General features: G+C 66.6%; 15 protein-coding genes. 7 read left to right on the top strand and 8 right to left on the bottom strand.

The features are described from left to right. Positions 1–56: 56 nt before the first annotated feature. The 5 genes from ACFWPK_RS16155 to ACFWPK_RS16135 are packed head-to-tail and all read left to right on the top strand — an operon-like array spanning position 57 to position 4740. The gene (locus ACFWPK_RS16155; RefSeq protein WP_378916191.1) at positions 57–1742 is read left to right on the top strand and encodes a thiamine pyrophosphate-binding protein; all 1686 of its coding nucleotides are present in this window, start codon (positions 57–59) and stop codon (positions 1740–1742) included. Then, the gene (locus ACFWPK_RS16150; protein WP_378916189.1) at positions 1739–2398 is read left to right on the top strand and encodes an SRPBCC family protein; all 660 of its coding nucleotides are present in this window, start codon (positions 1739–1741) and stop codon (positions 2396–2398) included. Before ACFWPK_RS16155 ends, ACFWPK_RS16150 begins: the two co-directional genes overlap by 4 nt. After that, positions 2395–3414 (top strand): 3-oxoacyl-ACP synthase III family protein, encoded by a 1020-nt coding sequence (locus ACFWPK_RS16145; RefSeq protein WP_378916292.1) that lies wholly within the window; start codon positions 2395–2397, stop codon positions 3412–3414. The genes ACFWPK_RS16150 and ACFWPK_RS16145 overlap by 4 nt, the downstream gene beginning before the upstream one ends. Positions 3415–3425: 11 nt before the next feature. Next, positions 3426–4439, top strand: coding sequence for a pyridoxal phosphate-dependent aminotransferase (locus ACFWPK_RS16140; protein WP_378916186.1), 1014 nt, complete (start codon positions 3426–3428; stop codon positions 4437–4439). Continuing rightward, positions 4405–4740, top strand: a complete 336-nt coding sequence (locus ACFWPK_RS16135) for a hypothetical protein (RefSeq protein WP_378916184.1) — start codon at positions 4405–4407, stop codon at positions 4738–4740. Before ACFWPK_RS16140 ends, ACFWPK_RS16135 begins: the two co-directional genes overlap by 35 nt. A gap of 269 nt (positions 4741–5009) precedes the next feature. Here ACFWPK_RS16135 and ACFWPK_RS16130 read toward each other — a convergent pair whose 3' ends face one another. From ACFWPK_RS16130 to ACFWPK_RS16115, 4 genes are all read right to left on the bottom strand, one after another. Then, positions 5010–5333, bottom strand: coding sequence for a hypothetical protein (locus tag ACFWPK_RS16130; protein WP_378916181.1), 324 nt, complete (start codon positions 5331–5333; stop codon positions 5010–5012). 74 nt (positions 5334–5407) lie between these two features. Then, complete coding sequence (locus ACFWPK_RS16125; RefSeq protein WP_378916178.1) at positions 5408–5614, bottom strand: hypothetical protein; 207 nt, start codon at positions 5612–5614, stop codon at positions 5408–5410. A gap of 523 nt (positions 5615–6137) precedes the next feature. Further along, complete coding sequence (locus tag ACFWPK_RS16120; protein ID WP_378916175.1) at positions 6138–6419, bottom strand: hypothetical protein; 282 nt, start codon at positions 6417–6419, stop codon at positions 6138–6140. 62 nt (positions 6420–6481) lie between these two features. Further along, complete coding sequence (locus ACFWPK_RS16115; RefSeq protein WP_378916172.1) at positions 6482–6889, bottom strand: SdpI family protein; 408 nt, start codon at positions 6887–6889, stop codon at positions 6482–6484. 202 nt (positions 6890–7091) lie between these two features. Between ACFWPK_RS16115 and leuS the strand changes: the two genes are divergently transcribed. Then, positions 7092–9932, top strand: coding sequence for a leucine--tRNA ligase (leuS, locus tag ACFWPK_RS16110; RefSeq protein ID WP_378916169.1), 2841 nt, complete (start codon positions 7092–7094; stop codon positions 9930–9932). Positions 9933–10017: 85 nt separating this feature from the next. Here leuS and ACFWPK_RS16105 read toward each other — a convergent pair whose 3' ends face one another. The 4 genes from ACFWPK_RS16105 to ACFWPK_RS16090 all read right to left on the bottom strand — a co-directional run bounded on the left by ACFWPK_RS16105 (position 10018) and on the right by ACFWPK_RS16090 (position 13959). After that, on the bottom strand, positions 10018–10890 hold the full coding sequence (locus ACFWPK_RS16105; RefSeq protein ID WP_378916166.1) for an SGNH/GDSL hydrolase family protein: 873 nt from the start codon (positions 10888–10890) through the stop codon (positions 10018–10020). A gap of 109 nt (positions 10891–10999) precedes the next feature. Then, positions 11000–12151 (bottom strand): IS4 family transposase, encoded by a 1152-nt coding sequence (locus tag ACFWPK_RS16100; protein WP_378916164.1) that lies wholly within the window; start codon positions 12149–12151, stop codon positions 11000–11002. A gap of 135 nt (positions 12152–12286) precedes the next feature. Further along, positions 12287–13075 (bottom strand): polysaccharide deacetylase family protein, encoded by a 789-nt coding sequence (locus ACFWPK_RS16095; RefSeq protein ID WP_378916289.1) that lies wholly within the window; start codon positions 13073–13075, stop codon positions 12287–12289. A gap of 194 nt (positions 13076–13269) precedes the next feature. Next, complete coding sequence (locus ACFWPK_RS16090) at positions 13270–13959, bottom strand: SDR family oxidoreductase (RefSeq protein ID WP_378916161.1); 690 nt, start codon at positions 13957–13959, stop codon at positions 13270–13272. Between the two features lie 85 nt (positions 13960–14044). Here ACFWPK_RS16090 and ACFWPK_RS16085 point away from each other — a divergent pair, with 85 nt between their 5' ends. Further along, on the top strand, positions 14045–14596 hold the full coding sequence (locus ACFWPK_RS16085) for a DUF6069 family protein (RefSeq protein ID WP_378916158.1): 552 nt from the start codon (positions 14045–14047) through the stop codon (positions 14594–14596). Positions 14597–14638: the final 42 nt, after the last annotated feature.

Here is a 14638-nt window from a genome sequence, read left to right as displayed (position 1 = left end):
TCCAGGCAGACGCGGTGCACAACGGCGTCACATTTCGTCGCGGAGAAGGAGGGCCGATGCCGGACAGAGTGGTCGACTACCTGGTACGAACGGTAGCCGACCGGGGAATCACCCAGATCTTCGGCGTCGACGGCGCCAATATCGAGGACCTGTACGACGCGATCTTCGACGCGGGCGGTTCGCCTGCCGGAATCGTCGCCAAGCACGAGTTCTCCGCGGCCACGATGGCTGACGGGTACGCGCGCAGCACCGGCGGGATGGGGGTCGTCGCCGCCACTTCGGGCGGTGGGGCCATGAATCTCGTTGCTGGACTTGCTGAATCGTTCGCCTCGCGGGTACCGGTGCTGGCCTTGATCGGACAAGCTCCCACCAGCCTCGAAGGGGCAGGCGCATTTCAGGATTCGAGCGGCCTGGCCGAATCCATCGATGCGGCAGCACTGTTCGCCACGGTGAGCCGGTACTGCGCCCGCGTGACCGACCCGGCCGAGCTACCCGCCCAGCTCGAGGCGGCGATCGCCGCGGCCGAGGGTGGTGGGCCCGCCGTGCTGCTGATTCCGAAAGATGTTCAGCAACAGTCGATGCCGGACATACCAGTCGTGTCGACCGCCGAGGCAGGCCGAGACTCCCTTACACCCGGCATTTCCGCGCCCACCATCGCGGCAGAACTCGCCGACGCCCGACGCATCGGAAAGGTGGTGATCATCGCCGGTGATCAGATCGCTCGCGACAACGCCCGCGCCGAACTCGCCGAACTGGTGGCCGCGCTCGACGCCTCCGTCGGCGTCGCCCCCGATGCCAAGGACGTGTATTCCAATACCGGCCCCGGCTACTGCGGTGTCGCGGGCAGCATGGGCCATGCCGAGCTGGTCGAGGCTCTGGCGGCGGCGAGCGCCTGTCTGCTGATCGGCACCCGCCTGCCGGTCACCGCCCGCGCCGGCCTCGATGCCGCCCTCGCCGATCTGCCGGTACTCAGCGTCGGCGCACTACCGCCCTACCTGGCGACAACCCACGCCACCAGTGCGGATCTCGCTGAAACCATCACCGCACTGCTGGCAGGCCTCGGCGCGACGCCGGGCACGAGCGCGCACGCCACCGAGCTCACCGCGATGACCGTCCCCGAAGCCGCGGGGCCCGGCCTGCGCTATCGCACCGTCGTCGAGGCGATCCAGCGCGCGCTGCCCGACGGCGCCGATGTTTTCGCCGACGCGGGTAACACCGGCGCCTCGGTGGTGCATTACCTACGGGTACCCGAGCGCGGACGTTTCACGGTCGCACTCGGGATGGGTGGAATGGGTTACGCCTTCGGCGCGGGCATCGGTTCCGCCTTCGCCCGCCGCGCCGCGCCCGACGGCCCGCACCGCACCGTCGTCATCGCGGGTGACGGCTCGTTCTTCATGCACGGCATGGAGATACACACCGCGATCGAACACGACCTGCCCATCACCTTCGTCGTGTTCAACAACAACGCGCACGCCATGTGCGTTACCCGCGAACAGCTCTACTACCAGGATCGCTACAGCTTCAACCGCTTTCAACCGTCCCATCTGGGAGCGGGCATCGCGGCCATGTTCCCCGGGCTGCCCGCCCGCACCGTCTCCGACGCCCACCGGTTGTCCGACGCACTGGACCACAGCTTCGCCGCCACCGGACCCTCGTTTCTCGAAATCCTCTGTGACCCGGACGAAGTCCCCCCGTTTCTGCCCTTCTTGTCCGCCCTCGAATCATCCAGGAGCACCCCGTGACCACCAGCGCCCTGCCTGCCCTGTCCGACATCCCCGAGGAGGTGGTGCCCGGCGTCATCCGAATCGAGAACTCCGACCGGGAGACCACCACGCCGATCATCATGGACATGCTGCGTTCGGTGTATCCGCACGACCAGATCTTCGGCGATTACTGCCCCGTGCAGACCTACATCGCCGCACCGCCGCGCGAGGTCTACGAATACCTCGCCGACACTCGCTCGCTGGAGGAGTGGACCTACAGCCTGCGCGGATTCGTCGAAACCGACGAGCCCGGACTGTGGCTGTCCTACGACCGCCTCGGTGACACGACCAAATGTTTCACCCGCACCGTCGCCCATCCCGACGCGATGACCGTCGACTATCACTGCGCGTGGGACCAGTCCGAGCACCTCTGGATGATCTATCTGATGCGGGTGATCGACGCCAAGGTGGTGTTCAACAAGCCTGGTTCGGTGGTGACGTGGGTCAACTGCAAACACCCCTTCTACGACGAGAACGGTTATCCCGAAACAGCTCCGCCGAAGCGCCCGGTCTGGGTCGGCGATTTCTGGGAGATGTTCTCCGCCGGACACCAGCTCGAGCTGGACAACCTCAAAGCCATCTGTGAATACCGCGCGGCCAATGGGCTGCCGATCAAGCCGGAGTGGATGCAGTGAATACGCCGCAGGTGAGTCTGGTCGATGTCGCGAGCTATCTGCCCGGTGACCCCGTCCCGACCGACTATTTCACCCAGTTCTCACGTTCGGAGCGGATGGCGAAGAACGTGATGTTCCGTTCGCCGACCGGCCGCCACCACATCGGCCGCGACGAAACCGCCGTCGACATGGCCGAGCAGGCCTTCGCCGTGCTGCGCGAACGCCACGGCGCCGACCTCGCCGCCGAGATCGACATCATCATCACCCACACCCAGTTGCCCGATAATCCGGTGCTCGGCGCCGGGCCCGAACTGGCTCGCAGGCTCGGCGCTAAACCGTCGCAGGTGCTCGACGTGCACAACAGCGGTTGCGCGGCGTTCGTCCAGATGATGGCGATGGCCCGGATGATGATGGCCACCAGCGACGCGAAGACCGCGCTGATCGTCGCCGCGCAGAATTGCGCGGGACCGGTGTTCACCCAGCCCGACATCCGGAAACTGGCACAGGCGCCGGTGCCCGGTGACGGGTGCGGAATCGGCCTGCTGCGCAAGGACGATTCGGGTCCGATCCTCGATATCGAAACCCGGACCTATCCGGAATTCGCCGGTGATATGGACTTCACCACGAATGGTCCGCGCAAGTACTGGGAGCCGGGCGAGGGCCAGGGCTGCGTGAGCTTCTCCGAATCCAAGATCACCAAGGTGTTCGCGCGCGGCAACCGGCTCGTGCCCGAGGTGGCGCTTGCGGTGTGTGCGCGGATCGGGGTGAAGAGCAAAGATATCGATACCTTCATCACCAATCAGCCGAATCGGCTGTTCCTGCGCAACTGGCACGACGCGCTGGAACTGCCCGCCGAACGTCATCCCGATACCTTCGATCAGTGCGGAAACCTGTTCGCCGCGGGCATTCCCGTGACGCTCGACGCGGAGAACCGGGCAGGCCGGTTGGGCAACGGTTCGGTGGTGCTGCTGTCGGCGTTCGCGCACGCGGGCGATTTCGCCGGTGCGGCGGCCATTCGCTGGGGCGCCGCGCGATGACTGTGCGGCTGGTGGAACCGACCATCCCTTCCCGCCGATTCCACACCACGGCGACATCCACAGTGTTCGACCTCGGCCTCAGCGAGAACCCTTTCCCGCCATTGCCTTCCATTCTGGCGGCGGTGAATACCGCGCTGACCCAGGCCAACCGGTATCCGGAGTTCCTTCCGGAAGAACTGCCACGGGTCATCGCCGATCATCTCGGGGTCTCGCCCGACGACGTGGTGGTCGGTGCGGGGGCCACCGGTGTCGCGATGCAGGTGATGCGGGCGCTCGGTAGCGGTGAACTCCTCACCAGTACACCGACTTTCGACGGCTACCCGATCATGGCCGACATGGCCGGAATGACGCTGGTCCCGGTCCCGCTCGACACCGGCGGCAATCAGGACCTGACCGCCATGCGCCGCTCGGTGAACCGGCGCACCGGCCTGGTCGTGCTGTGCCGACCGCACAACCCCACCGGGACCGTCCTCGACGCGGCGGCGGTCCGATCCTTCCTCGCCGCGATCCCCCGCCGAGTGCCGGTCCTCCTCGACGAGGCCTACGTCGAATTCCTCGATCCGGCAGACCGTCTCGACATCCACACCCTGCTACACCAGCACCCGAATCTGCTGATCCTTCGCACCTTCTCCAAGGCGTACGGATTGGCCGGGCTGCGGATCGGCTACTGCGTCGGCCGCGGCAAGCTGATCGAACGAATCCGCAACCAGCAGTTGCCCTTCGGCATCCCCACCGCGTCCATCGCCGCAGTGCGCGCCGCCTACACGGCGGGCACCGAACTCCGCGACCGTGTCGACCACATCAACCGCGAACGAGAGCTCCTACGAATGACATTGCGTGCCTGCGGGATCGAGGTTCCCCGCAGCTATGCGAACTTCCTCTACCTGCCCGGTCCCGGCGTGGCCACCGCCCTGCGCCGCGCCGGCATCAGGGCAAAGGCCTACCCCGACGGTAGCGCCCGCATCGCGGTCGGCGACCCCGTCGCGGGCCGTGCAGTCCACGCCGCCCTCGCCGACCTGCGGTAATCAGTTCGGCAACGGAACCCGACCCGGCCCTGCCGCCGGGTCATCACGACCGGGACCTGGATCCCTCCACCAGGTCCCGGTCCTCCGCGGTTCAATCCCCGCAGTTCAGCAGCTGCTACTGCCGCCGCCGCAACTGCTACTACTGCCGCCGCCACAGCTGCTGCTGCTGCTTCCACCGCCACAGCTGCTGCTGCTCGACCCGGAGTCGCTGCTACCCGACCAGCTGCCACTGCTGCTGCCGCTGGACCAGCCGCCGTCAGCGGAACTCCAGCTGGTCGAACCCGAGCTGTATCTCCGCTGACGAGCGCGAGCCAGCTCCCGTGCCCGTCTGTTCGCGGCGATGCGGGCACGCCGCTCCGGCCTGCCCTGCGGATCGGACACCTGCTGAACAATCGCCACGATGATCATGATCGGCACCGTCACGATCCCGACCACTCCGATCAACCCGATAAGCAGCGCAAGAATCGTTCCGATCACGTCGCCGATACTCATGGGACCCCTCCTCGCTCGATCAGCTTGTCGAGGCCGAACGTAACCGCGAGTTCTTGCAATCCCCTTGCGGCCGACCTGTCAGCCGCCGCCCCCACCACCGCCGCCACAACCCCCGCCGCCACCACCGCTACTGCTGCCGCCGCCACAGCTGCTGCCGCCACCGCCGCAGCTGCTGCCGCTGTCACCGACGCCGATGGTGCCCGCACCGGCCCCACCCGCGCCCCAGCCCCGGTTGCGGCGCCCGGACGGGCCGGTGTTCCCGGACCCGCGAGCGAGCTGGACGCAACCGGTCCCGATGAAGCCCAACGCGACCGCCACGGTCAGCACACCGATCACCGGCGCGAAGACGCCGATGAATATGCCGATGAACAACAGGGCAAGCCCCGAACCGAATACCTTCATGATTCCCCTGATTCAGTCGTTACTACGGTGTACCCCAACGCTTTCAGCGCAAACGAGCCGCCGGTCCGCCTCTCTTATCTCCTCGGCTGCCCCGCCGTCGCCCGCCGACGCGCCCGGCGCACAGCGGCCGCGTGTCGTTCGTTTTTGGCTTCCGGTGTGACACCGAGCATGACGAGCCCGAACAGCACCAGCACGATCGTGGTCGCCAGTAGAACGGCTCCCGTACCCCCGCCGACCAATAGGCCGACTACAGCGACGATGAACGCCACGACAAAGAACATGATTCCTCCCCCGAGAAGAGCATCGCCGATTCCGGCGACACCGAATTGCCTACCGCTAGAGCGCAGCGCCGATCATTCGCCACCACCACCACAACCGCCGCCCCCACAGCCGCTGCCACCACCGCCACAGCCACTACCACCACTTCCGCTGCTGCCCCCACCGCCGCCGTGATGCTGCCCGCCGCCACCGCCGAACCAGCTGGCCCCGGCCGCAGACGTACCAACCCCCCACCGCCGCTTCGACTTCCGTGAACCCCCGGGATCACGAAGGATGAGAAAACCACCGACCGCGAAGACAACAGCCGCGACGACGAGCACGACAATCCCCGCGACCGCCGAATAGCTGGTAGTGATCGCCCCGACCAATGCGAGCAAGAGCCCCGCCCCGACAACCTTCACGATTCCCCCCCGATCAAGGTCCTGCCTCAGTTGTACCGGAGCGCAGGACCAGCCGCCACCGCCGATTGCCACACCGCCGACCACTCACCGCTACCCGACGGGTGCCGCAGCGGAATGCCGACGGTCAGTCCCCACCACCACCGCCGCCGGAACCGGAATTCCCACCGTCGTAGGTGGTACTCAGCGAGTCCGCGTCGTCGATCCCGCGCCGACCTGCCTTCCCACCGGTATCGAAGCGTCGGCGCTGATACCCGGACCGCAGACGACGAGCATCGCGTATTTGCAGAACCGCACCGGTCACCAGCAGCACCACCGCGATGCCCACTATCGCGAGACCGACGGGCAACGCATGGCCGGCGACAATCACACCGACCAACCCAACGAGAAACGACGCGCCGAAAATCATGAGGAACTCCCCCTGCTCAGACCGTACTTTCGTTGTACGGGATCGCAGGGCCTTCCGCCAGGTCAGTTGGCGGGCGCGCAGGTGTCGCGGAGGGAGCAGCCGCCGCAGGAGGAGCCGCAGCCGCCGACGGGCGCGGGGGGCAGCAGTGGCTCTACTGTGCGGGCTGCGGCGTTGGCGCCCGCGCCGAGGGTGAAGACCGCGATTACCGCGACCAGTGCGGCTACGCCGAGGCCGGCGAAGCCACCGGCTACCAGCACGACCAGGCCGCCGGCGAACAGCAGGGCGCCCGCGCCGACAGAGGTGGGGGCGGCGATCCGGTTCGCGAGGCGGAAATTGTCGTCGCTGTGCAGCGCGGCTTCGGTGGTGACACCGAGGAAGCGGTTGCGGGGCAGTTTGCCGAGCAGTCCGAGCACGCCGGTCACGATGGCGACCGCGGCCAGCGCGAACAACAGGAGAGCGACGACGACCATTCATGCAGGCTAGCGCACCCGTAAAGACCCGAAATCAGGGCTCCCCGCCCAGGGTGACCGGCCACACACCGCCGGTGCGCGCCGACGGGGCCGCACAGGACCGGGCGGCACGTTCTCGGCCCTTGGGAAATCACCTCGCACCGACGTTCTACGCTGTTAGACGATGTTTACCGGGGATCGGCGAGAACAAGAAGGCAGGACCGTGCAGGACACTCGTGCAACCGAGACTGACGTACCTCAGCACCGGTACAACGCCGAGCTGGCTGGGCGGATCGAGCGCCGCTGGCAGCAGAACTGGACCGAGCGCGGCACCTTCAACGCGCCCAACCCGGTAGGGCCGCTCGCCGGCGAGACGCCGACCGACAAGCTGTTCATCCAGGACATGTTCCCGTTCCCCTCGGGCGCGGGCCTGCACGTGGGTCACCCGCTCGGCTATATCGCCACCGATGTGTTCGGTCGCTACCACCGCATGCGTGGCCGCAACGTGCTGCACGCACTCGGCTACGACGCCTTCGGTCTGCCCGCCGAGCAGTACGCCGTGCAGACCGGCGCGCACCCACGGGTGACCACCGAGGCCAATATCGCGACGATGCAGCGTCAGCTGGACCGCCTCGGCCTCGGCCACGACCCGCGGCGCTCGTTCGCCACGACCGACCCCGAGTACTACCGGTGGACGCAGTGGATCTTCCTGCGTATCTACAACGCCTGGTACGACCAGGAAGCCGGGCGCGCCCGCCCCATCGCCGAGCTGGAAGAGCAGTTCGCCACGGGCGCGCGTCCGGTTCCCGACGGTGACTGGAACACCATGTCGGCGGCCGGACGCGGTGCGCTGATCGACTCGTATCGCCTTGTCTACCAGTCGGATTCGATCGTGAACTGGTGCCCAGGTCTTGGCACGGTGCTGTCGAACGAAGAGGTCACCACCGACGGACGCAGCGAGCGCGGGAACTTCCCCGTGTTCCGTAAGCGCATGTGGCAGTGGATGATGCGCATCACCTCCTACTCCGATCGCCTGGTCGACGACCTGGACACGCTGGACTGGCCGGACAACGTGAAGTCCATGCAGCGCAACTGGATCGGGCGTTCACGTGGCGCCCAGGTGCGGTTCGACGCCGACGGCGAGACCATCGAGGTGTTCACCACCCGACCCGACACCCTGTTCGGCGCGACCTATGTCGTGCTGGCCCCCGAGCACGAGCTGGTCGACAAGCTGACCGCCGATGCCTGGCCCGCCGGCACCGACGCCCGCTGGACCAACGACAGCGCCACCCCGGCCGAAGCCGTTGCCGCATACCGCAAGTCGATCGCGGCGAAGTCGGATCTGGAACGTCAGGAGAACAAGGAGAAGACCGGCGTCTTCCTCGGCTCCTACGCCACCAACCCGGCCGACGGCACGCAGGTGCCGATCTTCATCGCCGATTACGTGCTGAGCGGCTACGGCACCGGCGCCATCATGGCGGTGCCCGGCCACGACCACCGCGACTGGGATTTCGCGACCACACTCGGTCTGCCGATCATCGAGGTGATCGCGGGCGGCGACGTCGGCGAAGCCGTCCACTCCGGCGACGGCGAACTGGTGAATTCCGGTTTCCTGAACGGACTTTCGGTCGACGAGGCCAAGGCCACCATGATCGGGCACCTCGAAGCCGAGGGGCACGGCACCGGCACCGTCCAGTACAAGCTGCGCGACTGGCTGTTCGCCCGTCAGCGGTACTGGGGCGAGCCGTTCCCGATCGTCTACGACGCCGACGGTGTGGCGCACGCGCTGCCGGAATCCATGCTGCCCGTGGAACTTCCGGAGATGGAGGATTTCGCGCCGGTCACCTTCGACGCCGACGACGCGAACTCCGAGCCGTCCCCACCGCTGGCCAAGGCCACCGACTGGGTGAACGTCGAACTGGACCTGGGCGACGGGCCGAAGCAGTACCGCCGCGACACCAATGTCATGCCCAACTGGGCCGGTTCCTCCTGGTACCAGCTGCGCTACGCCGACCCGACCAACGCCGAGACGTTCTGCGCCGAGGAGAACGAGCAGTACTGGCTGGGCCCGCGCACGGCCGAGCACGGCCCGAACGACCCCGGCGGTGTCGACCTGTACATCGGTGGTGTGGAGCACGCGGTGCTGCACCTGCTGTACGCGCGATTCTGGCAGAAAGTGCTCTTCGACCTGGGCGATGTGTCCGGCAGCGAGCCCTACCGCCGCCTGTACAACCAGGGCATGGTGCAGGCTTACGCGTACACGGACTCTCGTGGCGCGTACGTGCCCGCCGCCGAGATCGTCGAGCGTGACGCGAAGTTCTTTTGGACCGGTGCCGATGGTGTCGAGATCGAGGTCTTCCAGGAGTACGGCAAGATCGGCAAGTCACTGAAGAACGCCATCTCGCCCGACGAGATGTGCGATCTGTACGGCGCCGACACCTTCCGTTTCTACGAGATGTCGATGGGTCCGCTGGACACCTCGCGCCCGTGGGCGACCAAGGATGTCGTCGGCGCGCACCGCTTCCTGCAGCGCGTGTGGCGTCTGGTGGTCGACGAGGAGACCGGCACGGTGAAGGCCACCGACGCCGCCCCGTCGGATGAAACCCTGCGCCTGGTGCACCACACCATCGCCGGTGTCGACGGAGACCTGGCCGCCCTGCGCGACAACACAGCGGGCGCCAAACTGATCGAGCTCACCAACCACCTCACCAAGAACTACCCCACCGGTGCACCCCGCGCGGCGGTGGAACCCCTGGTGCTGATGCTCGCTCCGCTGGCCCCCCACATCGCTGAGGAACTCTGGGAACGCCTGGGCCACAACACCTCCCTGGCCCACGGCCCCTTCCCCACTGCCGATCCCGCACTACTGGTCGCGGATTCGGTGGAGTACCCGATCCAGGTGAAGGGCAAGGTGCGCAGCCGAATCCAGGTCCCCGCCGACGCCGACCCCGCGTCGATCGAGGCCGCCGCCCTGGCCGACGAGAAGGTCATCGCCCTGCTCGAGGGTCAAGCGCCCCGCAAGATCATCGTGGTGCCGGGCAAGATGGTCAACATCGTCGTCTGACCTCCGGCTCGAGCCGAGGGCAGCTGCCCTTGGCAACGACGAAAGACCGGCCCCCGCGCGCGCAGGGGCCGGTCTTGTCGTGGTGTCAGCGGATCGCGGCCAGCACCTGGTCGGCCATCTTCTGCATACCGGTCGCGTTCGGATGGATCGGCACGACGTTCACACCCCACACGGCAGGCTCTACCCAGCGGGTACCGATGGGCTTGCACGCGTCATGGCCGACCGAGCTCGACATGTCGACAAAGGTGGCGCCAGTCTCGTCGGCGGCTCGCTTGACCACACCGTTGAGGGTGGCCTGGATGTTGTTGATGTAGGGGACGTCGCCCTTGGCCATGGGCATCTTCAAGAAGCAGTTGCTGTTGTCGGCAGGCATGATCTGGGGATAACCCACGATGGCGACCTTCGCCGACGGTGCCTTCGCACGGATGTCGGCGAGCGTCTTCTTGACGTCGGGATATGTCTTGTTCTGGATGTCGTCGACGAATCGGCCGCCGTAGATCTCCTCGCACGGGTTGCCCTGACCGAGCGTCGCCGTTCCGGCGCTCATGCAGGCGGCGATCACCTTGATCAATGTGTTGTTGTTGTTGCCGCCGATGGTCAGCGTGACGAGTTTGGTATCGGCGTTGACCGCATCCAGCTGTGGGGTCAGACTCGGGTACTGCTTTTTGTAGAAGTGCGTGGTGTCGGCATCACCGCAGGTGACGTCGGTGAACGAGGCAAGACCGAGCGACTTCGCCACGAGGTTCGGGTAGTTGCGAGTGGTTCGCGCGCACACCGGAGTGACGTTGGGGTCAAGCGGGAGGATCCCCGATCCGGCGCTGTAACTGTCACCCATCGCGACATAGGGACTGAGACTCGGTGTCGCCTGGGCGCCGGGCGCGGCGGCCACGAGGGCAAGACCGGCCGTGAGGGCTGTCGCAAAAACCGCAGCGATCTGCGTGCGAACTACATTGACCATGCAAAACTCCTGTTTCCAACGTTCACAGTTACCTTTCGGTAACGATTGAGTGGAGGAACTGTGACACGTCACACGTGACGTGCGCAACAGGGAGAGTCGACCGGGTCGTTTACTTAACGCGGCCGGTGACCGGGCCCGCGGCACCGCTCCACTGCATCATGCAGCGAACCGCGTAGTGCACGCACAGATAGCTGTAGAGCTCCTGGATCACGCCATCCGGCGACTTCGACCGCAGCACCGCGCCCGCCCCCCGCCGACGGGTCGCGAGCACCCCGAACAACGTCTCGACGTCTGGCTGCCGGGTGTGCACTGCGACCAGCTCGTCCGCGGGTGCGGCCGCGGGATCGATAATGGTGGTCAGCAGCCGACCGGTTCGTTCCGCGCCGCCGACCGGGGCGGTTTCGGACGGGGCACACGGATACTCCACGACCCGCACCAGGATCGCGTCGCGATCATTGTGATATCCGCGCGTACCCGGGTACACATGTGATACGAAAGACCCATCGGGATAACGTTTTTCGACCGGAAGCGCGACATCTGACGCCACCCGCCACAGCAGGTCCGCCCCGGAGGATCTGCACAGGTCCCACAGATGGTGGCGCAAGTGCGCGTGATCGGCGAGCAGCAGCATCCCTGGGCACAGTGACCGCGCGACGGATTCGGTCAGGGCCTGCTCGTCGTCGCGGCAGGTCCCGAACGCGACATCGATGACCGCGCGTGAACCACACTCGACCAACCCGAGGACCCGCATCCGGGGCAACGACGGGCCCACACTGGAGGACGGCGGACCGAACTGCTCGACATTCGCCTCGCTACCCGGCAGTTCCAATGTCGATCCATCAACGCTCATCAGCCGCCAGGATCGGTAGAAACCCCCGGGAAACCGGGGATCGGCCAGTGGCACCGCCACCTTGTCGAACAGCACACGCAGCGGTTCCGGGCCCAAGCGCTTACGCGCCTGGAACAGCGCGGCCTTCGTCGGAACCACCCTCTGGTGTGGCCATCCCAATGCCCACTCGAGCCCCGCCGTGACCTTGCGCATCACCTCCTCGTACGAGGAGGGAGCGAACAGCGCCAGCGAGAGCACGTAGTAGACCACAAAACGCGCGGGCAGCAGTCGATCGCGGCGTTCGACCCGACCGCACTCGATCAGCGCCGCGTCGACGACATCGGGTGGAAAAACCCTGGTCAACACGCCTAACGCGATGAAGTCGGGCCACCGCCGATCATCCGCCGACCGCGCCGATCCACTGCGGGGCACAGCTGGCAGGATACTCGCTCTAAGTAAACTGAAAATCTTCCTGCCAGCGCCGATGGCCGCTTCCGCCGCCGAACGGAACGATCCCTGACCCTGGTCACATCGCCGGGGACACTGCCGAGCGAGCGCCGGTTCGACTCAGGCTCGCACCTGGAGAACGTCGTTCAACGTCACCAGTGACAGGTTGCGTTCCTTGATGATGTCGACGAGCTGGCCGTAGCAATGGGTGACCGGGGGGAAATTGGCGTGGCCGATGATGATCGACTGGGCGGCGAAGTACTTGTAGGCGCATTCGATCAGGTATTCCTCGGTGATGAGGCCTGAGTCGGAGAGCGAGCCGTACCACATGGTGGGGACGGTGTAGCCGAGGTCGGCGGCCACCTTGTCGACGGTGGCGTTGTGATAGCCGAACGGCGGGCGATAGAACGGGGTGCCGTCGACGCCGAAGTTGTTGCGCAGGAATGTTTTCGTGCGGCTGAGCTGGTCGGCGACCTCCGTGGTGCCGATCTTGGTCAAGGCGGCGTGATCCCAGGTGTGGTTGCCGAGCTGAATCTGGCCCGAGTCCACCAGCGGGCGCATCGCGTCGCGGTGGATGGTCCAGGATTCGTAGTAGCCGGTGACGAAGAAGGTGAAGCGGGCGCCGGTGTCCCTGGCCCATTTCACGTAGGCGCCAACGACTTCGGGGCTGGCTCCGTCATCGACGGTCAGTGCCATGGAAAGACCCTGACCCGGGAGCGCGGTGATGGGTTTCGGGGGAATGATCGACTTCGGGCCGCCCGGCGGGGGCGGGAGCAGGGGCTGTGCGGGGGCCGGAACGGTTGGCGGCGTGGGGATCTCACCGGCGGACCCGGCCTCGACGGTCTCGCCTTCGGCGGTCGCGCAGCCGGTCAGCGCCACGGCGGTACCCGCGGCCAACATCGCCAGCATTCGACGTCTGTCCACTTACCAACCCCTACTCGAAACCGGGTGCACCTCGCCGCGAGCCAGGGCACGATCAAATCAGCGGGACGGTACCCACCGAATCCATCGAGCACCTGAACCAGCGGATACCTCTGTGCGAATTCCAGCGTCGGCCCCATGGACGCGGTTACCGGCGACCATACCGAATCGTATGGTCTCTTTCAGCGGGGACGCAGCACGATCTCGGTCGGATGCCCGTCACGCGGTGTGTCGAGGGCGGTTCGCACGGCACCGGCCACCGTCTCGGCGGTGAGGAATTCCTCCGGCCGGTACTCACGACCCTCGTCGGCAACGATCGCGCGCTGCATATCGGTGTCGATGCGGCCGGGGAACAGCGAGGTCACCCGCAGCGATGGCTCCTCTTGACGCAGCGCGTCAGCGAAAGCGCGCAGCCCGAATTTGCTCGCCGCGTAGGAACCCCAACCAGGATGCGCGCGCAGACCCGCACCCGAATTGATCAGCACCACATGCCCGTTCGCGGCGCGCAACGCGGGCAGCAACACCCGCGTCAGCTCGGCGACGGCGATCAGATTGACCTCGAGAGTTTCGCGCCACTGCTCGACCGAGGACTCGGCGACGGTACCGAGATCGGCGATGCCCGCGTTGTGAACGAGGACATCGAGCCGCGAGATCCGCTCGGCGGCCGCCGCCACGGCGGGGTAGTCGGTGAGCGGCACGGGCCAGCCGGTCGCGTCGGGCAGCTCGGTGAGAATCGGCTTCAGCGCATCGGCGGAGCGGGCGCCCAGCAGCAGGTCATGGGTGGGCGCGAGCTCGCGGGCGATCGCGGCGCCGAGTCCGCGGCTCGCGCCGGTGATGAGAGCGGTCGGGGCGGGAGTACTGGTCACCGTCATGGGTCCCACGCTAGCGGGCACGGAGATCTCGACAGGCTGACCGTTTCCGCAAGCGGATGACAGCACCGACTAGTACCGTCGGACTATGACCGATCCCCGGTACAACTACGGACCAGACAACCCGCAGTACCACCAGCACCCGGGTCAGCCGCAGTACGCCCACGGCCAGGGTGAGCCGCAGTATCCCCACCAGGGCGAGCCGGAACCCAAGGTCAATGTGGGCAAGCTGTGGGCGGGCGGTATCGGCACGGCCGCTGTCGCCGCGTTGCTGGTGGTGGTCGCGATCATGCTGATCCGCGGGGTACTCGGCATCGCGATCCTGTCGCCGGAAGGCGCGGGCGCGTACGGCACCGTCTCCACCACCTCCTACGCCATCGCCGCCGCGGGCGCCGCGCTGCTGGCGACGGCTCTGCTGATGGTGTTGCTGCTGGCCATGCCGAGCCCGCTCACCTTCTTCACCTGGATCTGTCTGCTCCTCACCGCCGTCGCGGTGATTCTGCCGTTCACGCTGGTCGCCGACCTGGATGCCAAGATCGCGACCGCGGTGATCAACCTGGTGGTCGGCCTGTGCATCACCACCATGCTCAGCTCGGTGGGGTCGGCCGCCCAGAACACGCCGCGTCAAGCCGGGTACTGATCGTCACAGTGCCGCCGAGATGCCAGCGGGTCTGCCCAGCCG

The sequence above is a fragment of the Nocardia sp. NPDC058519 genome, assembly GCF_042719755.1.
Lineage (GTDB): Bacteria > Actinomycetota > Actinomycetes > Mycobacteriales > Mycobacteriaceae > Nocardia.
Note: the sequence above shows the minus strand (reverse complement) of the source record. Positions and strands in the feature narration are given on the sequence as shown.